24 protein-coding genes and 1 tRNA gene are annotated in these 24272 nt (G+C 72.9%); 16 read left to right on the top strand and 9 right to left on the bottom strand.

Annotated elements, in window-relative coordinates:
* Window positions 1–61: 61 nt before the first annotated feature.
* A complete protein-coding gene (locus tag ACSU6M_RS06840) occupies window positions 62–955 on the bottom strand; it encodes a DMT family transporter (RefSeq protein ID WP_437067908.1) in 894 nt (297 codons plus the stop codon).
* Window positions 956–1359: 404 nt separating this feature from the next.
* Between ACSU6M_RS06840 and ACSU6M_RS06835 the strand changes: the two genes are divergently transcribed.
* The 4 genes from ACSU6M_RS06835 (at window position 1360) to ACSU6M_RS06820 (ending at window position 5466) form a co-directional block, all read left to right on the top strand.
* Entirely contained in the window at window positions 1360–2310 is a 951-nt protein-coding gene (locus tag ACSU6M_RS06835) for a hypothetical protein (protein WP_437067907.1), read from the top strand.
* Window positions 2311–2407: 97 nt separating this feature from the next.
* Window positions 2408–3970: an APC family permease gene (locus tag ACSU6M_RS06830; RefSeq protein WP_437067906.1), complete on the top strand. Its 1563-nt coding sequence runs from the start codon at window positions 2408–2410 to the stop codon at window positions 3968–3970.
* A 154-nt stretch (window positions 3971–4124) separates the two neighbouring features.
* Window positions 4125–4859, top strand: coding sequence for a molybdopterin-dependent oxidoreductase (locus tag ACSU6M_RS06825; RefSeq protein WP_437067905.1), 735 nt, complete (start codon window positions 4125–4127; stop codon window positions 4857–4859).
* Window positions 4843–5466 (top strand): cytochrome b/b6 domain-containing protein, encoded by a 624-nt coding sequence (locus ACSU6M_RS06820; protein WP_437067904.1) that lies wholly within the window; start codon window positions 4843–4845, stop codon window positions 5464–5466. Before ACSU6M_RS06825 ends, ACSU6M_RS06820 begins: the two co-directional genes overlap by 17 nt.
* Window positions 5467–5543: 77 nt before the next feature.
* On the opposite strand, the gene ACSU6M_RS06815 is transcribed toward ACSU6M_RS06820, so the two are convergent.
* Both ACSU6M_RS06815 and ACSU6M_RS06810 read right to left on the bottom strand, forming a co-directional pair.
* A complete protein-coding gene (locus ACSU6M_RS06815; RefSeq protein ID WP_437067902.1) occupies window positions 5544–6941 on the bottom strand; it encodes a GntP family permease in 1398 nt (465 codons plus the stop codon).
* A 93-nt stretch (window positions 6942–7034) separates the two neighbouring features.
* Entirely contained in the window at window positions 7035–7553 is a 519-nt protein-coding gene (locus ACSU6M_RS06810; RefSeq protein ID WP_437067900.1) for a gluconokinase, read from the bottom strand.
* Between the two features lie 149 nt (window positions 7554–7702).
* On the opposite strand from ACSU6M_RS06810, the gene ACSU6M_RS06805 reads away from it, so the two are divergent.
* The gene (locus ACSU6M_RS06805) at window positions 7703–8404 is read left to right on the top strand and encodes a FadR/GntR family transcriptional regulator (protein WP_437067898.1); all 702 of its coding nucleotides are present in this window, start codon (window positions 7703–7705) and stop codon (window positions 8402–8404) included.
* A gap of 25 nt (window positions 8405–8429) precedes the next feature.
* Here the strand turns inward: ACSU6M_RS06805 and ACSU6M_RS06800 are convergent, their stop codons facing one another.
* Together ACSU6M_RS06800 and ACSU6M_RS06795 are read right to left on the bottom strand one after the other, a co-directional pair.
* On the bottom strand, window positions 8430–8804 hold the full coding sequence (locus tag ACSU6M_RS06800; protein WP_437067896.1) for a YchJ family protein: 375 nt from the start codon (window positions 8802–8804) through the stop codon (window positions 8430–8432).
* Between the two features lie 52 nt (window positions 8805–8856).
* Window positions 8857–8944: transfer RNA gene (locus tag ACSU6M_RS06795), tRNA-Leu, on the bottom strand.
* 202 nt (window positions 8945–9146) lie between these two features.
* Here ACSU6M_RS06795 and ACSU6M_RS06790 point away from each other — a divergent pair.
* From ACSU6M_RS06790 to ACSU6M_RS06780, 3 genes are all read left to right on the top strand, one after another.
* Window positions 9147–10478 (top strand): M20/M25/M40 family metallo-hydrolase, encoded by a 1332-nt coding sequence (locus ACSU6M_RS06790; protein ID WP_437075032.1) that lies wholly within the window; start codon window positions 9147–9149, stop codon window positions 10476–10478.
* Between the two features lie 154 nt (window positions 10479–10632).
* Window positions 10633–10866 (top strand): chaplin ChpH, encoded by a 234-nt coding sequence (gene chpH / locus ACSU6M_RS06785; protein ID WP_437067894.1) that lies wholly within the window; start codon window positions 10633–10635, stop codon window positions 10864–10866.
* A 129-nt stretch (window positions 10867–10995) separates the two neighbouring features.
* The gene (locus ACSU6M_RS06780; protein ID WP_437067893.1) at window positions 10996–11805 is read left to right on the top strand and encodes a chaplin family protein; all 810 of its coding nucleotides are present in this window, start codon (window positions 10996–10998) and stop codon (window positions 11803–11805) included.
* Window positions 11806–11879: 74 nt separating this feature from the next.
* On the opposite strand, the gene ACSU6M_RS06775 is transcribed toward ACSU6M_RS06780, so the two are convergent.
* Entirely contained in the window at window positions 11880–12068 is a 189-nt protein-coding gene (locus ACSU6M_RS06775; RefSeq protein ID WP_437067891.1) for a DUF5703 family protein, read from the bottom strand.
* Window positions 12069–12115: 47 nt separating this feature from the next.
* Here ACSU6M_RS06775 and ACSU6M_RS06770 point away from each other — a divergent pair, with 47 nt between their 5' ends.
* Window positions 12116–12874: a hypothetical protein gene (locus ACSU6M_RS06770; protein WP_437067889.1), complete on the top strand. Its 759-nt coding sequence runs from the start codon at window positions 12116–12118 to the stop codon at window positions 12872–12874.
* A gap of 64 nt (window positions 12875–12938) precedes the next feature.
* Here the strand turns inward: ACSU6M_RS06770 and ACSU6M_RS06765 are convergent, their stop codons facing one another.
* Both ACSU6M_RS06765 and ACSU6M_RS06760 read right to left on the bottom strand, forming a co-directional pair.
* Window positions 12939–15323: a helix-hairpin-helix domain-containing protein gene (locus ACSU6M_RS06765; RefSeq protein ID WP_437067888.1), complete on the bottom strand. Its 2385-nt coding sequence runs from the start codon at window positions 15321–15323 to the stop codon at window positions 12939–12941.
* Window positions 15320–16306 carry an aldo/keto reductase gene (locus tag ACSU6M_RS06760; protein ID WP_437067886.1) on the bottom strand — a complete coding sequence of 329 codons (987 nt, stop codon included), beginning with the start codon at window positions 16304–16306 and terminating at the stop codon, window positions 15320–15322. The genes ACSU6M_RS06765 and ACSU6M_RS06760 overlap by 4 nt, the downstream gene beginning before the upstream one ends.
* Window positions 16307–16474: 168 nt before the next feature.
* Here ACSU6M_RS06760 and ACSU6M_RS06755 point away from each other — a divergent pair, with 168 nt between their 5' ends.
* Together ACSU6M_RS06755 and ACSU6M_RS06750 are read left to right on the top strand one after the other, a co-directional pair.
* The gene (locus tag ACSU6M_RS06755) at window positions 16475–17530 is read left to right on the top strand and encodes an LLM class F420-dependent oxidoreductase (RefSeq protein ID WP_437067885.1); all 1056 of its coding nucleotides are present in this window, start codon (window positions 16475–16477) and stop codon (window positions 17528–17530) included.
* 256 nt (window positions 17531–17786) lie between these two features.
* Window positions 17787–18575, top strand: coding sequence for a ferritin-like domain-containing protein (locus tag ACSU6M_RS06750; protein WP_437067884.1), 789 nt, complete (start codon window positions 17787–17789; stop codon window positions 18573–18575).
* A gap of 10 nt (window positions 18576–18585) precedes the next feature.
* Here ACSU6M_RS06750 and ACSU6M_RS06745 read toward each other — a convergent pair whose 3' ends face one another.
* Window positions 18586–19581: a magnesium and cobalt transport protein CorA gene (locus ACSU6M_RS06745; protein ID WP_437075030.1), complete on the bottom strand. Its 996-nt coding sequence runs from the start codon at window positions 19579–19581 to the stop codon at window positions 18586–18588.
* Window positions 19582–19643: 62 nt separating this feature from the next.
* On the opposite strand from ACSU6M_RS06745, the gene ACSU6M_RS06740 reads away from it, so the two are divergent.
* From ACSU6M_RS06740 to ACSU6M_RS06720, 5 genes are all read left to right on the top strand, one after another.
* Window positions 19644–20330 carry a histidine phosphatase family protein gene (locus tag ACSU6M_RS06740; protein ID WP_437067883.1) on the top strand — a complete coding sequence of 229 codons (687 nt, stop codon included), beginning with the start codon at window positions 19644–19646 and terminating at the stop codon, window positions 20328–20330.
* 71 nt (window positions 20331–20401) lie between these two features.
* Window positions 20402–20992, top strand: coding sequence for a DUF3090 domain-containing protein (locus ACSU6M_RS06735; RefSeq protein ID WP_437067881.1), 591 nt, complete (start codon window positions 20402–20404; stop codon window positions 20990–20992).
* Window positions 20956–21774: an SCO1664 family protein gene (locus ACSU6M_RS06730; RefSeq protein WP_437067879.1), complete on the top strand. Its 819-nt coding sequence runs from the start codon at window positions 20956–20958 to the stop codon at window positions 21772–21774. The genes ACSU6M_RS06735 and ACSU6M_RS06730 overlap by 37 nt, the downstream gene beginning before the upstream one ends.
* A 92-nt stretch (window positions 21775–21866) precedes the next feature.
* Window positions 21867–23096 (top strand): cysteine--1-D-myo-inosityl 2-amino-2-deoxy-alpha-D-glucopyranoside ligase, encoded by a 1230-nt coding sequence (mshC, locus tag ACSU6M_RS06725; RefSeq protein ID WP_437067878.1) that lies wholly within the window; start codon window positions 21867–21869, stop codon window positions 23094–23096.
* A gap of 187 nt (window positions 23097–23283) precedes the next feature.
* Window positions 23284–24234, top strand: a complete 951-nt coding sequence (locus ACSU6M_RS06720) for an SMP-30/gluconolactonase/LRE family protein (protein ID WP_437067876.1) — start codon at window positions 23284–23286, stop codon at window positions 24232–24234.
* Window positions 24235–24272 lie beyond the last annotated feature (38 nt).

Here is a 24272-nt window from a genome sequence, read left to right as displayed (position 1 = left end):
TCTGTGTGGCGCCCAGGGTTCCCCTGGGTTCCCCCGGTGGCCCGCCTCACCGGTGTCTGCGTCAGCTGGTCCGCACGGCCACCCGTGCCGGTGCCGCCGTCACTCCCTTGGGCATCGCCGGGTGCATGCCCAGCAGGACGATGCCCATCACCACGGCCGTCAGGGCGGTGGCCTGCCAGGCGACGGCGCCCGTGTCGGTGCGGAGGCGGTCGCCGAGGAAGCCGACGCCGCAGATGATGCCGGCGAGCGGCTGGGCGGCGGTGAGCGCGGGCAGGGAGGCGCGCAGGGACGCGGTCTCGAACGCGCTCTGGACCAGGAGCAGCCCGGTGACGCCGAGCGCCAGGACGGCGTACGGCTGCCAGCCGGTCAGCAGCTCGGCGAAGCCGCCGGCCGAGAAGCGCTCCCCGCTGACGCGGGTGAGGGCGTCCTGGACGCCGTAGAGGAGCCCGGCGGCGAGGGCGAGCAGGGTCGGGGCCGCGCCGAGGCGGCTGCGCTTGGCGTACGCGGTGAGCAGCAGGGCGAGGCCGGTCATCGCGCCGATGATCAGCCAGGGGCGCAGCGGGTCGGCGACGGCCGTGCCGCCGCGCGGCTCCCCGGCGACGATGAACGCGGTGACGCCGCCCGCGAGCAGCGCCAGGCCGGCCCAGCCCTGGCGGCCCAGGGGCTGCCGGGTCTGCCGGCGGGACAGGGCGAGGGCGAAGAGCAGGTTGGTCGCCAGCAGCGGCTCGACGAGGGAGATCTCGCCCTGGCCGAGGGCGGCGGCGCCCAGGCCCATGCCGACGATCATCAGTGCGATGCCGGCCAGCCAGCGCGGCACCCGCATCAGGTCGAGCAGCAGCCGCGGGGAGAGGAAGTCACCGCGCGGCGCGTGCTGGGCCGCGTTCTGCTGGAGGACGAACCCGAACCCCAGACAGCAGGCGGCACCGACGGCGAGAAGCAGAACCAGAACCGACACGCGCAGTACCTCGGTAGGGTCCCCGGAAGCCGGAGTGCTTCCAGGAGCGCCCGGAGGGACCGGCGGGAACCGGGGCGGGCGCCGTCCACGGGGGCCCGGCCGGGCCCGACGAGGCTCCGGCGGCGGCATGAACGTACGACTCATGGTCAGGGGCGGAACCATGCCGCGCTATGGCGTACGTCACACTCCGACCCCTCGAATGGGGCGGAATCATCCTCACCCGGAAGTCTCGGATGTCACAACTGTCCCTCTGGTTGCATCAGTTGACGCGTGTCACGTACCGGTGGCCACTTGACGATGACCACCGGCTCCGGGTTGGCTGTGTGTGATCGGCCGATGACCAGGCCGACACCCCGCACGACCGCCTTGACATTCCGCACCGTCCGTCTGAGGAAGTCCCCTCGGTGTCACCACCCCCGCCACCCCTGGGCCGCGCCCGCAAGCGTGCTTCCCAGACCTTCGACGCGGCACTCGACGACACCGACCTCGTTGCCGCGCGCGCCGCGCTGTCCCAGGGCCGGTGGCAGGCCGTGCGCTCCCTGCTGGCCCGTACCGGCGACGACTGGGACCGCCGGGGACACCGGATCACCGTGCTCGCGCTGGAGAAGTACACCGCCGCCTGGGCCCGCGAGTGGCGGCTCGCCGAGCCCGAGTCCGCGGACGCCGCCGTCCTGCTCGCGCTGTCCCTGGTGCAGCGCGCGTTGCACGGCAAGGAGAAGCCCGACCACGCCCGTGACGCGTGCCGGGCCGCCGCCGCGCTCGCGCCCGCCGACCCCACCCCCTGGCTCGGTCTGCTGATGCTGGAGCGCGACCAGGGCGGTGACCAGGACGCGGCCCGCCTCTTCGACGAGGTCCGCCATCGGCACGCCGAGCACCACCACGCCCACCACCTGATGGTCGCCCGGCTCGCCGAGGCCCGCGCCGAGGACGGACCCGACCCGCTGCACGAGGTCTACGACTTCGCCAACTGGGCCGTCGAGCAGGCGCCGGCCGACTCCCCGCTGGCGATCCTGCCGGTCGTGGCGCACGCCGAGCGCTACCGCGTGCTGGCCGCCGCGGGCCACGAGAGCCCCGACCCGGCCGCCTCGGGCCACTGGGTCGGCCGCCGCGCCCGCCAGGTGATGAAGGCCGCGTTCGACTGGTGGCTGGAGTGGGAGCACGAGGACCACCCGCGCCGCCTGATCGACCTCAACTTCCTCGCCCACGCCAAGTACTGCGAGGGCCGGGGCGCCGAGGCCGCCGCCCTGTTCCTGCGCATCGGCGAGCACAGCACGCCCCAGCCCTGGTCGTACCCCGACCGTGACCCGCACGCCGCCTTCCACGCCGCGCGCGCCACCGCGCTCGGCACGGGCTGAACCACCCGATCCACTCAGATCCACCCCGCACCACCCCGGACACCCCCACGGCCCGGCCCCCCGAACAGTCCCCCGGTCCCGAAAGGACGCACCCCCGATGACAACGGGCAGTTCGAGAACCACCACCTCCGGCACCACCCCGGGCGCCGCCCCCGGCGAGGGCATCAGCACCTTCAAGGGCCAGGAACGCGCCCTGCGCGCCGGCCGCCTCGGCACCAGCGGCCTGCTGCTGTCCGTCCTCGCGGCCACCGCCCCCCTCATGGTGGTCGCGGGTGTCATGCCCACGGCATTCGCGGTGATGGGCATCGTCGGCCAGCCGCTGCTCTTCGTCGTCCTCGGCGTGACCCTGGTCCTCTTCAGCGTCGGCTACGCCGAGATGAGCCGGCACGTCCACAACGCCGGCGCCTTCTACGCCTACATCTCCCGCGGCCTCGGCGGCACCGCGGGCGCGGGCGCCTCCTTCGTCGCCCTGGTCGCCTACAGCGCCCTCCAGGTCGGCATCTACGGCATCTTCGGCTTCGAGGTCTCCGGCCTGCTCGCCACCTACGCCGAGGTCGAGGTGGCCTGGTGGATACCGGCACTGCTGGCGGTCCTGGTCGTCGGCGCCCTCGGCTGGCTGAAGATCGACGTCAACGCCCGGCTGCTCGGCGTCCTCCTGCTCATCGAGCTCGCCCTGGTCGTGATCTTCGACGTCGCCGCGGTCGCCGACCCCGGCGCGCAGGGCCTGTCGCTGGAGGCGTTCAACCCCGACACCCTCACCGGCGCGGGCGTCGGCACTGCCCTGTGCTTCTGCATCGCCGCCTTCACCGGCTTCGAGCAGGCCCCCGTCTACGCCGAGGAGACCAGCCGCCCGCACATCCTCGTGCCGCGGGTGATGTTCCTCGCCGTCGGCTTCGTCGCCGTCTTCTTCGCCCTGAGCTCGTGGGCGCTGACCGTCGCCGCCGGCCCCGACAAGATCGTGCCCACCGCCCAGGAACAGAGCGCGGGCCTGCTGTTCTTCCTCAGCGAGTCCCGGCTCGGCGGCACCTTCACCGATGTCATGCACGTCCTGTTCGTGACCGGCATGTTCGCCGCGCTGCTCAGCTTCCACAACGTCGTCGCCCGCTACGCCTTCGCCATGGGCCGCGAGGGCCTGCTCCCGGCCGCCTTCGGCCGCACCACCGGCAGCAGCGGCGCCCCCGGCACCGGCTCCCTGCTCCAGACGGTGATCTCCGTCCTGGTCGTCGCGGGCTTCGCGATCGCCGACGACAAGCCGACCGGCGACCCCACCGCACCCGTCCTCCAGCTGTTCACCTGGGGCGGCAACATCGGCGCGCTCGGCGTGATCCTGCTGATGGCCACGGCCTCGTTCTCCGTCGTCGTCTTCTTCGTCCGCCGCGGCGCCGCGGGCGCCCAGGCATGGCGCCTCGCCGCGTCGGCCGTGGCGGGCCTCGCCCTGCTGGTGATCGCCGTCTACACGATCAAGGACGTGGACGTCCTGGTCGGCGCCGGCCCCGGCTCCTCCCTCAGCTGGGTGCTGCCCGGCATCATCGGCCTCGCCCTCGTCGCCGGCCTCGCCCACGGCCTGCTCCTGCGCTCCCGCGCCCCCGAGGCCCACGCCCGCATCGGCCTGGGCAACGAGGCGTTCCAGCTGGAGAAGGCGGCCAAGTCCGCCGACTAGGACCCGCCGTCCCCGCGGCGCCCCGGCCCGGAAGCCGGGCGGGCGCCGACGGACCCGCGACGCCGAGGGCCGGCGCGGGAATGCGGATTACGGAACTCTGACGGGCACCCGCGCATCCCTGGTCCCCCGCAGGCGCGGGTGCTCGAATGAGGACGTGAACCCCGACCGTCCCGAAGACGAGGAACCGCACGGCAGGCCGCTCGGCCGCCGTCTCCTGCTCGGCACCCTCGGCCTGGGCGCCCTCGGCGTCGCCGCCGCGCCCCCGCTCCAACGCGGCCTGGAATCCTTCCTCGGCCACGCGGCCGACAAGGACCCCACCGGCCTGACCCGGCTGCTCCCCAACGGCGGCGGCTTCCGCTACTACTCGGTCGTCACCTCCGTACCCCGCAGGACCGCCCGGGACTACCGCCTCACCGTCGACGGCCTGGTCGACCGCCCCACCACCCTCACCCTCGCCGACCTGCGGGCCATGCCCCAGACCCGGCTGGTGCGCGATGTGCAGTGCGTCACCGGCTGGCGGGTCCCCGAGACCCCCTTCGAGGGCGTGCGCCTGTCCCGGCTGCTGGACGCCGCGGGAGTGCGCCCACAGGCCAGGGCCGTGCGCTTCACCTGCTTCGACGGCGCGTACAGCGAGAGCCTCACCCTGGAGCAGGCCCGCCGCGCCGACGTCCTGGTCGCCCTGCGCCTGCGGGACGAGGACCTGGGCCACAGCCACGGCGGTCCGGTCCGCCTCTACGTGGCCCCCATGTACTTCTACAAGTCCGCCAAGTGGCTGTCCGGCATCACGCTCACCGAGGACGTGCGCCCCGGCTACTGGGAGAGGCGGGGCTACGACATCGACGCCTGGGTCGGCCGCTCGAACGGACGGGACGATGAGCCCACGACCTGAGCCGCGCCCCCCGTCCTCGAGGCTCCCGCGCTTCACCCCCGCCGCCCGCTGGGTGCACCGCACGACCGCCGTGCTGATGGGCGCCTGCGTGCTGACCGCGGCCTGCCTCTACCTCCCCGAGCTCGCCCAGCTCGTCGGCCGCCGCGACCTGGTGGTCCGCGTCCACGAGTGGACCGGCCTCGCCCTGCCGCTGCCCGTCCTCGTCGGCCTCGCCTCCCGCGCCCTGCGCGCCGACCTGCGCCACCTCGACCGCTTCGGCCCGCACGACCGCACCTGGCTGCGCGCCGTCCTGCGCCGCGACCGACGGCCCGCCGCGCGCCCGGCGGGCAAGTTCAACGCCGGGCAGAAGATCTACGCCGCCTGGATCGCCGGCGCCACCCTGGTGATGCTCGGCACCGGTCTGCTGATGTGGTTCACCGACCTCACGCCCCTGCGCTGGCGCACCGGCGCGACCTTCGTCCACGACTGGCTCGCCCTCACCATGGGCGTCGTCCTCGCCGGGCACATCGGCATGGCGCTCGCCGACCCGGAGGCGCGCCGCGGCCTGCGCACGGGGTCGGTGAGCCGTGCGTGGGCGGAGCGCGAGCATCCGCTGTGGCGGCCGTGACCGGGGCATGAGAAGGCCGCCGGACCCCCGACGGGAGGTCCGGCGGCTTCTCCGCCGGGGCCGCTGTCCGACCGCCGCTAGATGACCAGCGACAGCAGCAGCACCACACCACCGGCGACCACGGAGATGATCGTCTCCATCAGCGACCAGGTCTTGATGGTCTGCCCGACCTTCAGGCCGAAGTACTCCTTCACCAGCCAGAAGCCGGCGTCGTTGACATGGCTGAAGAAGAGGGAGCCGGCGCCGATGGCGAGGACCAGCAGGGCCGCGTGGGTCGTCGACATGTCGGCCGCGAGCGGGGCGACCAGACCGGCCGCGGAGACGGTCGCCACCGTCGCCGAGCCGGTGGCCAGCCGGATCGCCACGGCGATCAGCCAGGCCAGCAGCAGCGCCGGGATGGACCAGTCCTCGGAGATCTCCAGGACCATCTGGCCGACACCGGAGTCGATCAGCGTCTGCTTGAAGCCGCCGCCCGCGCCGACGATCAGCAGGATGCCCGCGATGGGCGCGAGACCCTTCTCCACCGCCTGCGACAGCCGCTCCTTGCCGAACCCGGCGGGCCGGCCCAGCGTGAAGAAACCGACGAGCACCGCGGCGAGCAGCGCGATCAGCGGCGAGCCGACGACGTCGAAGACCCGTTGCACCGTCTTCTCGGGGTCGTCCACCACGATGTCCACCAGCGCCTTGGACAGCATCAGCACGACCGGCAGCAGGATGGTCGCCAGCGTCGCCCCGAAGCCGGGGCGCTTGTCCAGGTCCTCGGACGGCCGCTGCGGCAGCATGCCGTCCGGCGCCGGGACGTCCACCCAGCGCGCGGCGAACCGGGAGAACAGCGGACCGGCGATGATCACGGTCGGGATGGCGACCAGCACACCGAGCGCCAGCGTGACCCCGAGGTTGGCCTGCACCGCGTCGATCGCGACCAGCGGACCGGGGTGCGGCGGCACCAGACCGTGCATCACCGACAGACCGGCCAGCGCCGGGATACCGATGCGCATCAGCGAGTAGTTGCCGCGCTTGGCGACCATCAGCACGACCGGGATCAGCAGCACCACACCGACCTCGAAGAACAGCGGCAGACCGATCACCGAGGCGATCAGCACCATCGCCCACGGCATCGACCGCCCGCTCGCCCTCGCCAGGATCGTGTCGACGATCTGGTCGGCGCCTCCGGAGTCGGCCAGCAGCTTGCCCAGGATCGCGCCCAGAGCGATCAGCACACCCACACCGGCGACCGTCGAGCCGAGCCCCGTGGTGAAGCTGGCGATCGCCTTGTCGAGCGGCGCCCCGGCGAACGCGCCCAGCGCGAGCGACCCGACGGTCAGCGCGAGGAACGCATGGAGCTTGAACTTGGTGATGAGCAGGACGATGACGGCGATACCCGCCAGGACCGCGATGCCCAGCTGGCCATGACCGGCCGAGGTGATCGGCTCGACAGGGTCCGCTGCCAGCATCTCGACGCTGAGTCTGGTCACGGGAACTTCCCTTGCAGATACGGGGACGGGGGAGGGGTATTACGGGGGACGTAGAACGTCGGGGGACCTACGGACGCGGAAGGGGCCTGTGACTTACGGCGCCGGGTCGGCGAGCGCGCTCAGCGCCCGGACGGCCCGCTCGGTGATCTCCTCGGGGCTGCCGGAGACGTCGACGGCGACACCGGCCTCGTCCGCCTCCAGGGGCTGGAGCGTGGCGAACTGCGAGTCGAGCAGCGCGGTCGGCATGAAGTGGCCCTTGCGCTGCGCCATGCGCTCCTCGATCAGCGCCCGGTCGCCCGTGAGGTGCACGAACACGACACCGGGGGCGGCCGCCCTGAGCCGGTCGCGGTAGGACCGCTTCAGCGCGGAGCTGCTGACCACCCCGCCGAGCCCGGCCCGGCCGTGGGCCCAGGCGCCGATGGCGTCGAGCCAGGGCCACCTGTCGTCGTCGTCGAGCGGGACACCGGCCGACATCTTGTCGATGTTGGCCTGCGGGTGGAAGTCGTCGCCCTCGGCATAGGGGACGCCGAGCCGGGCGGCGAGCAGGGGACCGATCGTGGTCTTGCCCGTTCCGGCGACGCCCATCACCACGACGACGTGGGGGGTACGCATCACTGCCTCGCTGTCTTCCTCGACACGAGACGTCGACTTCCGACGTCTGACGTCGCCCTACTGAAACCTAATAGGTACGACGAATTCAAGACGCTGTGACAAATAAGTCTGACTTTTTGTTCCCGTAGCGGGCCTCGTACCCTGTGTGCATGACCACACCGGGCCGCGGGCTGCACGGCCGTGTACTGGACACCCTCGGCCCCGAGATCACCGCGGGCGACTACCCGCCGGGCAGCGTGCTGCGCACCGACGAGCTGGCCCAGCGCTTCGACGTCTCCCGCTCGGTGATGCGCGAGGCGGTCCGCGTCCTGGAGTCGATGCACCTGGTGGAGTCCCGCCGCCGGGTGGGTGTGACCGTGCTCCCCGAGTGCGAGTGGAACGTCTACGACCCGCAGGTCATCCGCTGGCGTCTGGCCGGCGCCGACCGCCCGCGCCAGCTGCGCTCGCTCACGGTCCTGCGCTCCGCCGTGGAACCCGTCGCCGCGCGCCTGGCCGCCGTCAACGCCACGGCACAGCAGTGCGCCGAACTCACCGAGTGCGCCCTCGGGATGGTCGCCCACTCACGCGGCCATCAGCTGGAGGGCTATCTGATCCACGACGTGGCCTTCCACCGCGTGATCCTCAGCGCCTCCGGCAACGAGATGTTCGCCCGGCTCGGGGACGTCGTCGCCGAGGTCCTGGCCGGCCGCACCCATCACGAGGTGATGTTCGAGGACCCCGACCCCGCGGCCGTCACCCTCCACGTCCAGCTCGCCGAGGCCGTACGCGAACGGGACGCCGACCGCGCGGAGGAACTCACCCGCGAGATCACCGTCGGCGCCCTCCAGGAACTGGACATCCTGGCGCCCTGACCCCTCGGTCGGGGCCTCGCCCGACTCAGTCGAGGAAGTCGCCGTCGAGGTACACCCACGCCCCGTCGACCCGCTCGAACCGGCTGCGCTCATGCAGCGAGCCACCCCGGTACGACGCCCGGAAGGTCACCGTCCCGGTGGTGTGGAAGGCCGAGCCCGCTTCGGTTCCCAGGATCTCCAGGCCGGTCCACCGCATCCCCGGATCGAGGTCGAGCCGCCCGGGCCGCGTCCGCGGATGCCAGGTCCGCAGCAGATAGCCCGCGTCCTGCCGGACGAAGGCGCAGTAGCGCGAGCGCATCAGCGCCTCGGCGGTCGGCGCCGCCGCGGCACCGCTGTGGAAGCGGCCGCAGCAGGCGTCGTACGACTCGGGCAGCCCGCACGGACAGGCGCGCACCGTCATGGCCGAAATCCTCCGCAAAAGCAGAAGACCCCTGATCGACAGGGGTCTCAGCTGGTGTCCGAGGGGGGACTTGAACCCCCACGCCCGATAAAGGGCACTAGCACCTCAAGCTAGCGCGTCTGCCATTCCGCCACCCGGACAAGGTGTCTGTCGTGCGGGGTTTCCCCCGCGGCGACGACGTAAACATTACCAGGCTTTCGGGGGTGGCCGATCACAGGCGGGAGTGAGCGCGCTCACGGGTCCCCGTCGCGTGAACGGCGTGTGTCGGGCCGGGACCGGTCTTGGGGAGCCGCCGGGGGAGGGGGAGGATGAGGGGGACCACCAGCGGCGACAGCGGGAGGAATCAGCGTGAGCCAGACGGGCAAGGCCGGCGGCGTCACCGGCGAGGACGAGGTCGTCGACCTCTGCCGCGAGCTGATCCGGATCGACACCAGCAACTACGGCGACCACTCCGGGCCGGGTGAGCGCGCGGCGGCGGAGTACGTCGCCGAGAAGCTCGCCGAGGTCGGCCTCGAACCGAAGATCATCGAGTCCCACAAGGGGCGCGCCTCCACGGTCGCCCGGATCGAGGGCGAGGACCCCTCCCGGCCGGCCCTGCTCATCCACGGCCACACCGACGTCGTACCGGCCAACGCCGACGACTGGACCCACCACCCGTTCTCCGGCGAGATCGCCGACGGGTGCGTGTGGGGGCGCGGGGCCGTCGACATGAAGGACATGGACGCGATGACCCTGGCGGTCGTCCGCGACCGGCTGCGCAGCGGCCGCAAGCCCCCGCGCGACATCGTCCTCGCCTTCCTCGCCGACGAGGAGGCGGGCGGCACGTACGGCGCCCGCTACCTCGTCGACAAGCACCCCGACCTGTTCGAGGGCGTCACCGAGGCGATCGGCGAGGTCGGCGGCTTCTCCTTCACCGTCAACGAGAAGCTGCGGCTCTACCTGGTCGAGACCGCCCAGAAGGGCATGCACTGGATGCGGCTCACCGTGGACGGCACCGCCGGGCACGGCTCGATGACCAACGACGACAACGCCATCACCGAGCTGTGCGAGGCCGTCGGCCGCCTCGGCCGCCACACGTGGCCGGTACGGGTCACCAAGACCGTACGGTCCTTCCTGGACGAACTCTCCGACGCGCTCGGCACCGAGCTGGACCCCGAGAACATGGACGAGACCCTCGCCAAGCTCGGCGGCATCGCCAAGATGATCGGCGCCACGCTCAGGAACTCGGCCGCCCCGACCATGCTCGGCGCCGGCTACAAGGTCAACGTCATCCCCGGCCAGGCCACCGCGCACGTCGACGGCCGCTTCCTGCCCGGCTACGAGGAGGAGTTCCTCGCCGACCTCGACCGCATCCTCGGCCCGCGCGTGCGGCGCGAGGACGTGCACGGCGACAAGGCGCTGGAGACCGACTTCGACGGCAAGCTCGTCGACGCCATGCAGACCGCGCTGAGCGCCGAGGACCCCATCGCGCGCGCCGTGCCGTACATGCTCTCCGGCGGCACCGACGCCAAGTCCTTCGACGACCTCGGCATCCGCTGCTTCGGCTTCGCGCCGCTGCAGCTGCCGCCGGAGCTGGACTTCGCCGGGATGTTCCACGGCGTGGACGAGCGGGTGCCGGTGGAGGGGCTGAAGTTCGGCGTACGGGTGCTCGACCGGTTCCTCGACGCGTCCTGAATCGCCCACTGAAACGACACTTCAGTATTCGGCCGCGCGTGCGGAGATGACCGGGAAGAGTGAACGCACTCATCAGGTCGTAGCCCTAATCAGCCCTTCTCGTTACTGGTGTTGCGATCCGAGGTTGGGATCGCATTGCCAACAAGGAGGAATAATGATCAAGAAGGTCGTCGCTGCTGCGGCTGCCACTGGTGGGCTGGTTCTCGCGGGCGCGGGCCTGGCCGTTGCCGACGCGGGTGCCCAGGGTGCCGCCGTGCACTCCCCGGGTGTCGCGTCCGGCAATGTCGTTCAGGTGCCGGTGCACATCCCGGTGAACGTCTGCGGCAACACGGTCAACGTGATCGGCCTGCTGAACCCCGCCTTCGGCAACACCTGCGTCAACGACTGACGCCCACCTGCTGAGGGGCGTCCCACACCCCCGTCGGCCCCGGAGCGCGCGCCATGCGCTCCGGGGCCGACCGGTCTTTGCCGCGTCTTTTTCACGAAAGCGTCTTTCACGAAAGGCAGGGATCCGTATATGCGACAGGCCACCCGCAAGGGCCTCCTGACCGTGGCGGCGGCCACCGGCGTGATCGCCGCCGCGGGCGCGCAGGCGCACGCCGCCTCCGGGGCGAGCGGCTCCGCGTCCGACTCGCCCGGCGTGGCGTCGGGCAACTCGGCGCAGGCACCGGTCAGCGTGCCGGTCAACGTCTGCGGCAACACCGTCAGCGTCGTCGGCGCGCTGAACCCGGCGTACGGCAACTCGTGCACCAACAACAGCGGCCCGTCCGGCGGCGGCTCCGGCGGCTCCGGCGGCGGATCGCAGTCCGGCGGCTCCGGCGCCGAGGGCAGCACCGGTGACTCGCCGGGCGTCGGCTCCGGCAACCACGTCCAGGCGCCCGTCGACGCGCCGGTCAACGCCTGCGGCAACAGCGTGAACGTCGTCGGCGTCGGCAACCCGGCGTTCGGCAACGACTGCGGCAACGCGCACACCCCGCCGCAGGACGACGGCGGTTACGGCACGCCGCCCGACGACGGGTACGGCACGCCGCCCGGCCCGGGCACGTCCCACCCGCCCGTCGACCGCAATGTGCCGCCGGCCCCGCCGTCGACCGGCGAACAGCCGCCGGCCTCCGGCGAGCGCCCGACGGTCCCCGGCGACCGCACCCCGGACGGCCGGCCGACCGTCAACCAGCCTGCGGCCCACTCGGTTCCGCAGCAGCCCCGGGGGCTCGACCAGCTGGCCTCCACCGGCAGCGAACTGCCCGTCGGCGCGGCCGCCGCGCTGGGGGCCGGAGCCGTGCTCGGCGGCGCCGTCCTCTACCGCAGGGCGCGCAGGTCGGCGTAACACACATCACATCTCTCACAGACGGAGCGGGCCCCGCGTGATGCGGGGCCCGCTCCGTTTCCGCCTTTTTCCGCTCACCAGGTGGCGCGAACCTGGCGGATGATCCGCCGCCGCAACCGCACCCTGCGGCTGCCGTCGCGCATCAGGCTCAGGCGGTACAACTCCCAGTGTCCGTACTCGGCATGGTCCGTCAGCAGACGTGCCGCCTCCTTGCGGGAGACCCCGCGCGGCACGTACACGTCGACAAATTCGTATTCCGGCATCGCATCTATTGTGCGGGCTGGGGCCAGGTACGGATAGCGTCTGCACTATGTCTGATGCTGCGCAGCCCACCGCTGCCGAGGTACGCGCCGCCGCCGAGGCGGTCAAGACCGCGCTCGACCGCCACCTGGCCGCGGTCGAACGCCGGTCGGGGGACGAGGACCCGGCCGTCTACGAGGCGTTCAACCAGCTGGCCGCGGCCGCAGAGGTGTACGACGAACTGCTCTACGACCGCTACGACGAGGTCACGCCCTTCGAGATCCCCGGCGCCGACTCCGCACCGCCCTACAAGGGCCCCGAGGAGCCGAACGCCCTGAGCGTGCTGATCCGCCGCGACTACGCCGTGGTGGAGCCGCAGCGGCTGCTGGCCCAGGCCGAGCGGGTCGAGGCGGCGGACCACGACGACGCGGAGGCCGCGGGCACGGTGCCGGGCGCGCTGAGCATCCTGTTCGGCGAGTACGAACCCGACGAGATCGCCAGCCGGCACAAGGAGTTCGGCCTGGAGGAGGGCGACTCCACCCTCTGGCTGACCGCCGCCGACGAGCCGGCCGAGCCGGGGGAGTGGCTGGAGACGCCGTTCGACCACGTCGACCCGCAGCGGGTGATCTGCCGCTTCGACGTCAGCGCCGTCTTCGACGACGAGTCCGAGGACGACGATCCCGACGACGAGGTGCTCGACGAGGTCGAGGACCTGGAGGACGGGGCCGACGAGATCGAGGACATCGACGACGTGGACGAGGTCGACGAGGTCGGCGACTACGACTATGACGCCGACGAGGAGTTGGAGCGGCTGGACGCCGAACGCTGACAGCGGCGGTCGCGGGGATCGCTCGGCCCCGTGACCGCCGCCGTCGTCAGGTGTGCGGCGGGTCTCAGTCCCGCGCCGCCGCCTGGGTGGCCAGGAGCACCGGCAGCCGGGTCGTGCGCGGCTTGGCCGGCACCTCGGCGACCGCGCGGGGGAGGGCCTGCTCCACGCCGTGGACCACGGACAGATGACGCTCGGCCCGGCCGAACGCCGTGTACACCCACGGCCGGTTCAGGGCCTGCGCGGCGTCGCCGGGCAGCACCACGACCGCCGCGGGCCAGCGGCCGCCGACCGCCTGGTGCGCGGTCAGCGCCCAGCCGTGCCGCACGGTCTGCTCCACCCGCTCCCTCGGCACGACGACCGCCTCGCCCGCACAGGACAGATGCAGCCCGTCGGCGTCGGCCTTGACGACGTGACCCGGCAGGGTGCGGCCCGGCACGGGGGAGTAGGCGACCCGGTCGCCGGGGTCGAAGCCGCCGAACCGGCCGGGGCCGGGGTTGAGCCGTTCCTTGAGCGCGGCGTTGAGCGCACGGGTGCCCGCGGCGCCGCCATGGCCCGGCGTGATCACCACCGTCTGCTCGGCGGGCACGCCGATCGCGCGCGGCACGGAGTCCGCGACCAGCTGCACCGTGCGGTGCACGGCCTCGCCCGCGTCCCGCACCGGCACGATGACGATCTCCTTGCCGGGCGCCTCGACCTGATTCAGCTCACCGATGCCGATGCCCGACACCAACTCGCCCAGCGGGCCCGGGTCGGGGCGGCGCGAGGCGACCTGCGGGCAGACCCGGGCGCCCAGCAGATCGGCGAACACCCGCCCCGGCCCCGCGGACCACAGCACGCCCGGATCACCGGCCAGCACCAGACGGGCCCCGTCCGGCAGCGACTCGGTCAGCAGCGCCGCCGTCTCCACGTCCAGCTGCGGCGCGTCGAGCACGACGAGCAGATCCAGATCCAACGCCCCGTCCGCGTCCCGGCCCGGTCCCTCGCCGCCGGACAGCAGCCCGGCGAGCGTGCAGACACCGGGACCGTCGGGAGCGGGGCGAGAGCCCTCGGCTCCGGCGGCCTCCAGCAGTGCGGCGAAGCGGGCGCGGCCGACGGGGCTGTGGGTGGCCGCCCAGGCGCGCAGGCCCAGCCCGTGGGCCGCGCGCAGCAGGACCGCCGGTTCGGCGCGGGACGCCTCGCCGCCGGTGTGCAGCACCAGCGCGTGCCCCGCCACCGCGCGGATCAGCTCGGCGGCGGAGCCCCGCGCCGCCGCGGCGGCCTCCTCCCACGCCTCGGCCGAACCGTCCTGCTTCGGCGCGGAGTTGATCAGCCGCGCCAGCCCGTCGGCAAGGCTCTCCTCCGCGAGCGCGTACCGCTCCAGGCCGACGAGCACCCGCACCGGGCGGTTCTCCTCGTCGCCCTCCTCGACCTCGGCCGGGGCGGCGCCGGGCTCGTCCAGGGCGTCCTGGAAGGCCAGGGCCTCGCCCTCCGCGAGGGCGCTCTGCACGGCCGCGTCCGGATCGGGCACGCCCCGCTGGGCCAGCGCCGCGGTCAGGGCGGGCAGCTCCAGGGCGGTGTGCCCGGCGAGCGCGGCCTGCTCCAGCAGCCAGCCCGTCAGCGCCCGGCCGCGCCGCTCGTCGTCCGGCCCGCACTTTGCGCCGAGCAGCGCGCGGGCGAACCCGTCGGCCTGCTCCGGCCGCACCCCGGCGACCCGCAGCAACTGCCAGGGGTCCGCGCGCAGCGACTCCTGGGCGGCCTCCCCGAGCACTGCCGCGACCTGGACGGCCAGCGCCTGCGGCGCCCCGCCCTCGCGCAGGACGCCCCGCACGCCCTCGACCGTCTCCGCCGCGGGCGCCGCCGCCGCGGGCTCGGGCGGGGCGGGCACCGGCTGCGGTCGCCGTACCGGTTCGGGCACCGCGGGCCGACGCGGCGGCTCGGGCTCGCCGAACACCCCGGCCGGGGGCTTGGCGCCGCTCTCCACCGCGCGCACGGCGGCGAGCAGATCGGCCGCCTTGCCGCTCAGCTTCGCCCCCGCGTCGACCGGCCCCTGCCTGGCCTGCTTCCGCCGCTCGATCCGCTCCCGCTCCAGCCGCTGCGCCGCCAGCTCGGCCTCTGCCTCGGACAGCTGCCCCGCGCCCTCACCGACAGAACCGTCCCCCGCGGAGACGCCGTCGGCGGACGGCCCTTCCACGCCGTCCCCGGCCACGCCGTCCCCCTCGGCCGCCTCTCCGACGGGCTCACCGGCCTCGCCCGCGGTCTCCCCGGCCATGCCGTCCCCTTCGGCCGCCTCTCCGACGGGCTCACCGGCCTCGCCCGCGGCCTCCCCGGACGCGCTCCCCGCGCCCTCGGCGGCCGCCTCGGCACCGTCCTCGGCCGTGTCCGAGACCTCCGCAGCCACCTCGGCCCCCGCCGCCGCGGCGGATGGCGTCTCCGGCGCGGTGTCCTCGGTGGTCTCCGGCTCCGTGCTCACAGCGTGCTCCAGTCGTGATCGGGATAGCGGTGCACGGGCGCCGACACATCGTCCAGCGCCCGGCAGATCTCGTCAGGAAGACTAAGCGCCTCCACTGACAACGCCGCCGTGAGCTGCTGCGCGTTGCGCGCGCCGACGATCGGCGCGGCCACTCCGGGCCGGTCCCGCACCCACGCCAGGGCCACCTGGAGCGGGGTCACCGCGAGCCCGTCCGCCGCCGTGCTCACCGCGTCCACGATCCGGCTCGCGGTGTCGTCGAGATACGGCTCGACGAACGGGGCCAGATGCTCCGAGGCCCCCCGCGAGTCCGGCGGCACGGCCTCGCCCCGGTACTTGCCGGTGAGCACCCCGCGCCCGAGCGGCGAGGAGGGCAGCAGCCCGATGCCCAGGTCCAGCGCGGCCGGCAGCACCTCGCGCTCCACTCCGCGCTGGAGCAGGGAGTACTCCATCTGCGTACTGGCCAGCCGGGTCCGCGCCCCCGGCGCCGCCAGCTGCCAGGTCGCCGCCTTGGCGAGCTGCCAGCCGCAGAAGTTGGACACGCCCGCGTAGCGCGCGCGTCCGCTGGCGACCGCGAGGTCGAGGGCCTGGAGGGTCTCCTCCAGCGGGGTGGAGGGGTCGTAGGCGTGGACGTGCCACACGTCGACGTAGTCCGTGCCGAGCCGGGCGAGCGAGGCGTCCAGCGCGGCGAGCAGATGACCGCGGGAGCCGTCGAACCGCCGGTCCGGATCCGGCACGCTGCCCGCCTTGGTGGAGATCACCAGATCCCGGCGCGGCACCAGCCCTTCTATGAGGCGCCCGAGCAGGTACTCCGCCTCCCCGTCGCCGTACACGTCCGCGGTGTCGACGAGGGTCCCGCCCGCCTCCCAGAACGTCTTCAAGAGGTCCGCCGCGTCATGCTCGTCGGTGTCCCTGCCCCAGGTCAGGGTGCCGAGACCGATACGGGACACACGCAGGCCGGTGCGGCCGAGATGCCTCTGCTCCATGAACGCCGAGATTACTGGCCAGAACCTGTCGCGTGGGTGCCTGTGGACAACCGGTCCCCGGCGATCGCGGCGGCGCCCCGGCGGTCGTGGCGCACCCCTGCCCCGGTGGGCACCGGTCCGCTAGTGTCTCCGGCACACGGACGTTACTGATCAGTAAGGGGATCTGGCATGCAGCTCGGGATCAACCTCGGCTACTGGGGTGCCGGAATGGACGCCGACAACCTCGCCGTCGCCCAGGAGGCCGACCGCCTCGGCTACGCCGTCTGCTGGGCCGCCGAGGCATACGGCTCGGACGCCGCCACCGTGCTCACCTGGGTCGCCGCGCAGACCGAGCGGATCGACGTCGGCTCGGCCATCTTCCAGATCCCGGCCCGCCAGCCCGCGATGACCGCGATGACCGCCGCCACCCTCGACTCCCTGTCCGGCGGCCGCTTCCGCCTCGGCCTCGGCGTCTCCGGACCGCAGGTCTCCGAGGGCTGGTACGGCGTCAAGTTCGACAAGCCGCTGGCCCGCACCCGCGAGTACGTCGAGATCGTCCGCAAGGCCATGACCCGCGAGCGGCTGTCGTACGAGGGCGAGCACTGGACGCTGCCGCTGCCCGGCGGCCCCGGCAAGCCGATCAAGCTGACCGTGCACCCGCAGCGCGAGCACATCCCGCTCTACATCGCCGCGATCGGCCCCAAGAACCTGGAGCAGACCGGCGAGATCGCCGACGGCGCCCTGCTGATCTTCCCCTCCGCCGACCACCTGGAGGAGACCGCGATCCGCCATCTGCGCGCCGGACGCGAGAAGGCCGGCAAGACCCTCGACGGCTTCGACGTCTGCCCGACGCTGCCCCTCGCCGTCGGCGAGGACAAGGACGTGCCCGCGCTCGCCGACGCCTTCCGCCCCTACACGGCCCTCTACGTCGGCGGCATGGGCAGCCGCAAGCAGAACTTCTACAACCAGCTCGCCCGGCGCATGGGCTACGAGCAGGCCGCCGCCGAGATCCAGGACAAGTACCTCTCCGGCGACAAGCAGGGCGCCGCGGCCGCCGTACCGCACGAGCTGATCGACCGGACCACGCTGCTCGGCTCCGTCGACCGCATCGCCGACCGGATGAGGGCCTACGCGGCCGCCGGCGTCACCACCCTCACCCTCGCCCCCGCGGGCTTCACCCTGGACGACCGCCTCGCCTCCCTGCGCGCGGGCGTCGAGGCGCTGGAGCGCGCCGGACTGGCGTAGCGCCCAGGAACGGGAGGGGGATTTCAGCGGCCGTGGTGGGGGCTCGGGGGTCTTCCCCGCCACGGCCGTCGTGCAGAACAACGCGCGGGACCGGGCGCGGGTTACGCCTCCGGCGCGACCGGGCGCGTCCTTCTTTCGGCGGAGTTGTCCGACACAGGTGTTGCAGCACCCCTGACGGCCCATTTGACTCGTTCTCTGCGGATACCTGCGACTGCGGAACCCCGCGCACCCAGCAGAGAGCGGAGAGGTGCCTCAGATGCTTTCGGCCAAGAGTCTCTTCCAGGAGATCCTCGACCACGACGAGTCGTTCCGGCTGTTCTGCTCCATCGCCGCCAGCGGCGAGTCGCAGGGAGGCTGGGAGAACGCCAGGATCGCCGCCCTCGTCCCGGCGAGCGAACGCGACCTCGCCCCCAAGATCACCCGGCACGGCGCCGACGAGGACAAGCACGGCCGGATCTTCAACGCCCTGCTGAAGAAGCGCGGCCTGCGCCCCGTCCCCGTACCCCCCGAGACCGACTACACGATGCTCCTGGAGAAGAACGGCATCGGCCTCGCCCACGACAAGCTCAAGGGCGACGAACCGCTCACCGTGCAGGACATCGTCGTCTACCTCTCCCACAGCCGCGTCACCGAACAGCGCGCCTCCGAGCAGATGGACCTGCTGCGCAAGCACTTCGCCGACCACCCCGACATCGGCCGCGCGGTCAGGATGATCTCGGCCGACGAGGACAACCACCTCGCCTACTGCCACGAGGAACTGCTGCGCTTCGCCCGCGCCGGCCACGGCCGTGCCATCCAGCGCACCCTGCGCGAGTCCGCGCTCGCCGAGATCCGCATCTACCGCGACGTCAGCCTCGCCGTCATGGCCCACATGGGCCGCATCCTCGGCTGGTCCCGGGCCAAGTCGGCCGTGCTCGCCGCCGGCATCCACGCCGTCTACGCCTGGGAGCGGGTCGCGGGCTGGCGCCGGATGGTCACGCTGGAGACGCCCGAGCGCCGCGACGCCCTCGGCGGACCGGCCGACGCCGCACCCGAGTTCGCCTGAACCGGGGGACCTACAGCCACCCCCGGCTCTTGAACAGCCGGTACAGCAGCACCTCCAGGGCGGCCATGAGCACGATCAGCGCCGGATACGACCACTCCCAGTGCAGCTCGGGCATGTGGTCGAAGTTCATGCCGTAGATCCCCGCCAGCATCGTGGGGACCGCGGCCATGGCCGCCCACGCGGAGATCTTCCGCATGTCGTCGTTCTGCCGGACGCTCGTCTGCGCCAGATGCGCCGAGAGAATGTCCGACACCAGCCGGTCCAGGCCCTCCACCGACTCGTTCACGCGCGTGAGGTGGTCGCTCACGTCCTGGAAGTACGGCTGCGCCTTGCTGTTCACGAACGGCACCGCGAGCCCGAACGCCCCCGTGCCCGCCAGCTTGGTCAGCGGCAGCGCCAGCGGCCCGGTCGCCCGGCGGAACTCCAGCACCTGCCGCTTGAAGGTGTAGATCCGCGACGCCGTGTGCCGCGACCCCCCGCGCTCCGGCGAGAACACCTCCGCCTCCAGCTCCTCCAGGTCCGTCTGCAGCTCGTCCGCGACCTCCAGATAGTGGTCCACGGTCGCGTCGGTGACCGCGTACAGCACCGCCGTGGGCCCCTTGGCCAGCATCTCCGGCTCGTCCTCCAGCCGGCGCCGCACCGCCGCCAGCGGCGAGCCCCCGCCGTGCCGCACGGTCACCACGAAACCGTCCCCAAGGAAGATCATCACCTCGCCGGAGGAGACGGTGTCGCTCTTCGGCTCGTAGACCACCGGCTTCAGGACCAGGAACAGCGAGTCCTCGTACACCTCCAGCTTCGGCCGCTGATGCGCCTTCAAGGCGTCCTCGACCGCCAGCGGATGCAGCGCGAACTCCTCGCTGACCAGGTCGAACTCCTGCGGCGACGGCTCGTGCAGACCGATCCACACGAACCCGCCCGCCGCCCGCGCCTCCGTCAGCGCGTCCGACAGGTCGGACGGGCCCTCGGCCCGCCGCCCGTCGCGATAGATGGCGCAGTCGACGATCACGCTGCGCATTCTCCCTTCGTCCGCCCGCCACCGCACCCGTTCGTATGCCTACCCTGGGCGGCATGCCCACCCTCCTCCTGGTCCGGCACGGACGCTCCACCGCCAACACCGAGGGACTGCTCGCCGGCTGGACGCCCGGCGTCGCCCTCGACGAGCGCGGCCGAGAGCAGGCCGCCGCCCTGCCCGGACGCCTCGCCGAACTGCCCCTCCACGAGATCGTCACCAGCCCCCTGCAGCGCTGCCAGGAGACGATCCGGCCGCTGCTCGACGCCCGCCCCCACCTCACCCCCCACACCGACGACCGCATCGGCGAGTGCCACTACGGCGACTGGTCCGGCCGCAAACTCGCCGAGCTCAAGGACGAGCCCCTCATGGAGGTCGTCCAGGCGCACCCCACCGCGGCCGCCTTCCCCGGCGGCGAGTCCATGCGCGCCATGCAGCACCGCGCCGCCGAGGCGGTACGCGAGTGGAACGCGCGCGTGGAACGCGACCACGGCTCCGACGCCGTCTACCTCATGTGCTCCCACGGCGACATCATCAAGTCCCTCGTCGCCGACGCTCTCGGACTTCATCTCGACCTCTTCCAGCGGATCTCCGTCGAACCGTGTTCCATCACGGCGATCCGTTACACCCGGCTGCGACCGTTCCTCGTCCGCCTCGGCGACACCGGCGACTTCGCCTCCCTCGTCCCGCGCGAGGAACCGCCGGGCGACCAGGCGACGGTCGGGGGCGGTGCGGGCGCACCGTGATCGTCGGCCGCAGTAGGGTGAAGCGGTCACGGTAGGACCGCGACCGACAACCACGATTCTTGGAGCTGGACGTGTCCCGTCAGGTGTTCCTCTACGACCCCCCGGACCGCTTCGTGGCCGGTACGGTCGGACTGCCCGGGCGCCGTACCTTCTTCCTCCAGGCCACCGCCGGCTCCCGGGTGACCAGTGTGGCTCTGGAGAAGACCCAGGTCGCAGCGCTCGCCGAGCGCATGGACGAGCTGCTCGACGAGGTCGTGCGCCGCAGCGGCGGAAGCGCCGCCGTGCCGGCCGTCGCCCCCGCGGAGATCGCCGACACCGCCCCCCTCGACACCCCCATCGAGGAGGAGTTCCGGGTCGGCACCATGGCCCTCGCCTGGGACGGCGAGGAGCAGCGCATGATCGTCGAGGCGCAGGCCCTCGTGGAGCTCGACGCCGACTCCGAGGAGGACCTCGCCGAGGCCGAGGAGAGACTCCTCCAGGACGAGGAGAACGGGCCCCCGATGCTCCGGGTCAGACTCACCGGGGCGCAGGCCCGCGCCTTCGCCAAGCGCGCCCTGGACGTCGTCAACGCCGGCCGGCCGCCCTGCCCGCTGTGCAGCCTGCCGCTCGACCCGGAAGGACACGTATGTCCGCGCCAGAACGGATACCGCCGCGGAGCATGACACCGGCGGAGCTGCTCGCCCGCGGCGAGCTGACCGTACGCGGACGCCTGCGCGAGGCATCCAACGCGGCGCTGTACTGCACCCTGGCCCACGAAGGGCGGGAGACCGCCTGCATCTACAAGCCGATCGCCGGGGAACGCCCCCTGTGGGACTTCCCCGACGGCGACCTCGCCCGCCGCGAGGTGGCCGCCTACGAGGTCTCCGAGGCCACCGGCTGGCACCTGATCCCGCCCACCGTGCTGCGCGACGGCCCGTACGGCGAGGGCATGGTCCAGCTGTGGATCGAGGCGACCGCCGAGGCCGAACTGCTCGCCCTCGTCGACGGCGAGGAACCCGAGCCCGGCTGGAAGGCCATCGGCTTCGCCGAGGTGGGCCAGGGCCGCACCGCGCTGCTGGTGCACGCCGACGACGCGCGGCTGCGTCGGCTCGCCGTGCTGGACGCGGTGATCAACAACGCCGACCGCAAGGGCGGCCATCTGCTGCCCACCGCCGACGGCCGGCTCTACGGCATCGACCACGGCGTCTGCTTCCACGTCGAGAACAAGCTGCGCACCCTGCTGTGGGGCTGGGCGGGGGAGCCGCTGCCCGAGGAGGCCGTGACGGTCCTGAAGGGGCTCAAGGACTCCCTCGCGCCCGGCGCCCCCCTCGCCGTACGCCTCACCGGGCTGATCACCCCCGCCGAGATCGACGCCACCCGCGCGCGCGTGGACGCCCTCCTCGCCGGCGGCACCCACCCCGAACCCGGCGGGGACTGGCCGGCCATCCCCTGGCCGCCGGTATGAGCACATCGCGGGCAGAGGCACAAGAGCGCCTTCCCGGCCAACCGTCGTCCTCCGGTTCGTATCCGGAACTACAGTCCGGTTAGGCTCGATGCATGCATGCCTGGCCCGCTTCCGAGGTCCCCGCCCTGCCTGGTCAGGGCCGCGACCTGAGGATCCACGACACCGCGACCGGTGGGCTCGTCACCCTTGAGCCCGGTCCCGTCGCCCGCCTCTACGTCTGCGGCATCACGCCGTACGACGCCACCCACATGGGGCACGCGGCGACCTACAACGCGTTCGACCTCGTCCAGCGCGTCTGGCTGGACACCAAGCGGCAGGTTCACTACGTCCAGAACGTCACCGACGTCGACGATCCGCTCCTGGAGCGGGCCAAGCGCGACGACATCGACTGGGTCGCCCTCGCCGAGAAGGAGACGGCCCTCTTCCGCGAGGACATGACCGCCCTGCGGATGCTGCCGCCGCAGCACTACATAGGCGCCGTCGAGGCCATACCCGGCATCGTGCCGCTCGTCGAGCGGCTGCGGGACATGGGCGCCGCCTACGAGCTCGACGGCGACATCTACTTCTCCGTCGAGTCCGACCCGCACTTCGGGCAGGTCTCGCACCTCGACGCCGCCGCCATGCGGCTGCTGTCCGCCGAGCGCGGCGGCGACCCCGAGCGGCCCGGCAAGAAGAACCCGCTCGACCCGATGCTGTGGATGGCCGCCCGCGAGGGCGAGCCCAGCTGGGACGGCGCCTCCCTCGGCCCCGGCCGCCCCGGCTGGCACATCGAGTGCGTCGCCATCGCCCTCGACCACCTCGGCATGGGCTTCGACGTCCAGGGCGGCGGCTCCGACCTCGCCTTCCCGCACCACGAGATGGGAGCCTCGCACGCCCAGGTGCTCACCGGCGAGTTCCCCATGGCCAAGGCGTACGTCCACGCCGGCATGGTCGCCCTGCACGGCGAGAAGATGTCGAAGTCCAAGGGCAACCTGGTCTTCGTCTCCCAGCTGCGCCGCGACGGCGTCGACCCGGCCGCCATCCGGCTGACCCTCCTCGCCCACCACTACCGCGCCGACTGGGAGTGGACCGACCAGGTCCTGAAGGACGCCCTCGACCGGCTCGGCCGCTGGCGCGCCGCGGTCTCCCGCCCCGACGGCCCACCCGCCGAGGCCCTGGTCGAGGAGATCCGCGAGGCCCTGGCCGACGACCTCGACGCCCCGGCCGCGCTCGCCGCCGTCGACCGCTGGGTCGCCCGCCAGGAGTCCGAGGGCGGCACCGACATCGGCGCACCCGGCGTGGTCTCGCGCGCGGTGGACGCGCTGCTGGGCGTGGCCCTGTAGTTCCCCGCGCACGTCAGGAAGGGCGCTTTCTCCCGCAGGCCAGGGGAGGAAGCGCCTTTCGTCATCGCTGCGGTGACGAACAGTCATGGCCGATGGGGCTGTGCGGACGCCGGTCCTGTGATGGGGTGAAAGCCCCTGACGACCACGCGACCGGTCCCCGACCGGTCCCTCGGCACGAGGAAGCACCATGGCCTTAGCGCATCCCACCCGCCGGCACCTGCTCACCGCCGCCGCGGCCCTGTCGGCCACCGCGCTCGCCGGCGGCACCGCCCACGCCGCCGGCACACCCCGGCACCCCTGGCCCGAGCGGATACCGCTGCCGAACGGCTGGCGGCCCGAGGGCATCGCCATCGGCCCCGGCCCGTACGCCTACTGCGGCTCCCTCGGGCAGGGCGACCTCTACCGGATCCACCTCCCCACGGGCCGCGGCACCGTCATCCGTACCGGACTCGGCACCGGCCACCCCACGGTCGGCCTCAAGAGCGACCGCCACGGCCGGCTCTTCCTGGCCGGCGGCCCCAGCGGCGAGCTGCGCACGGTCCACGCCCGCACCGGCGAGGTCGAGCGGATCGTGCCCGTGGGCGGCACCTTCGTCAACGACGTCGTCCTCACGCCGGGAGCCGCCTGGTTCACCGACTCCTTCCAGCCCCGCATGTACCGGCTGGCCCTGGACGCCCGCAACGCCCCTGGGCAGGCCCGGCCCGTGCCGCTCGGCGGGGACTGGGAGCAGGGCCCGGACTTCACCGCCAACGGCATCGAACGCACCCCCGACGGCAGCGCCCTGCTCGTGGTGAACGCCTTCGCCGGGGGCGGCACCCTGATGCGGGTCGACCCGCGCACCGGCATCGCCCGCGCGGTCGACCTCGGCGGCGCGCTGCTGCCCCACGGCGACGGCCTGCTGCTGCTCGGCCGCATCCTCTACGCCGTGCAGCAGCGGCAGAACGCGATCGACGTGTTCCGGCTGGACGAGGCCGGCACCCGCGGCACCCTGATCACCCGCATCGAGGACGAGCGGCTCTTCCGCATCCCGACGACGGCCGCGGCCTGGGGCGACCGCCTCTATCTGCCCAACGCCCGCTTCGATGTGACGCCGACCCCCGACACCGACTACGACGTGGTGGCGGTGGACCAGGTGTGACACAGGACAGAAGGGGCGGTGCCCGGTGCACCGCCCCT

This window comes from Streptomyces sp. enrichment culture, assembly GCF_964272895.1.
Lineage (GTDB): Bacteria > Actinomycetota > Actinomycetes > Streptomycetales > Streptomycetaceae > Streptomyces.
This window is presented reverse-complemented; position numbering and strand designations above follow the sequence as displayed.

Coding starts and splice junctions, on each gene's coding strand:
- ACSU6M_RS06830 (WP_437067906.1), top strand. CDS start 2,408: ATGACAACGGGCAGTTCGAGAACCACCACCTCCGGCACCACCCCGGGC.
- ACSU6M_RS06820 (WP_437067904.1), top strand. CDS start 4,843: ATGAGCCCACGACCTGAGCCGCGCCCCCCGTCCTCGAGGCTCCCGCGC.
- ACSU6M_RS06810 (WP_437067900.1), bottom strand. CDS start 7,553: ATGCGTACCCCCCACGTCGTCGTGGTGATGGGCGTCGCCGGAACGGGC.
- ACSU6M_RS06805 (WP_437067898.1), top strand. CDS start 7,703: ATGACCACACCGGGCCGCGGGCTGCACGGCCGTGTACTGGACACCCTC.
- ACSU6M_RS06800 (WP_437067896.1), bottom strand. CDS start 8,804: ATGACGGTGCGCGCCTGTCCGTGCGGGCTGCCCGAGTCGTACGACGCC.
- chpH (WP_437067894.1), top strand. CDS start 10,633: ATGATCAAGAAGGTCGTCGCTGCTGCGGCTGCCACTGGTGGGCTGGTT.
- ACSU6M_RS06780 (WP_437067893.1), top strand. CDS start 10,996: ATGCGACAGGCCACCCGCAAGGGCCTCCTGACCGTGGCGGCGGCCACC.
- ACSU6M_RS06775 (WP_437067891.1), bottom strand. CDS start 12,068: ATGCCGGAATACGAATTTGTCGACGTGTACGTGCCGCGCGGGGTCTCC.
- ACSU6M_RS06770 (WP_437067889.1), top strand. CDS start 12,116: ATGTCTGATGCTGCGCAGCCCACCGCTGCCGAGGTACGCGCCGCCGCC.
- ACSU6M_RS06760 (WP_437067886.1), bottom strand. CDS start 16,306: ATGGAGCAGAGGCATCTCGGCCGCACCGGCCTGCGTGTGTCCCGTATC.
- ACSU6M_RS06755 (WP_437067885.1), top strand. CDS start 16,475: ATGCAGCTCGGGATCAACCTCGGCTACTGGGGTGCCGGAATGGACGCC.
- ACSU6M_RS06750 (WP_437067884.1), top strand. CDS start 17,787: ATGCTTTCGGCCAAGAGTCTCTTCCAGGAGATCCTCGACCACGACGAG.
- ACSU6M_RS06740 (WP_437067883.1), top strand. CDS start 19,644: ATGCCCACCCTCCTCCTGGTCCGGCACGGACGCTCCACCGCCAACACC.
- ACSU6M_RS06730 (WP_437067879.1), top strand. CDS start 20,956: ATGTCCGCGCCAGAACGGATACCGCCGCGGAGCATGACACCGGCGGAG.
- mshC (WP_437067878.1), top strand. CDS start 21,867: ATGCATGCCTGGCCCGCTTCCGAGGTCCCCGCCCTGCCTGGTCAGGGC.
- ACSU6M_RS06720 (WP_437067876.1), top strand. CDS start 23,284: ATGGCCTTAGCGCATCCCACCCGCCGGCACCTGCTCACCGCCGCCGCG.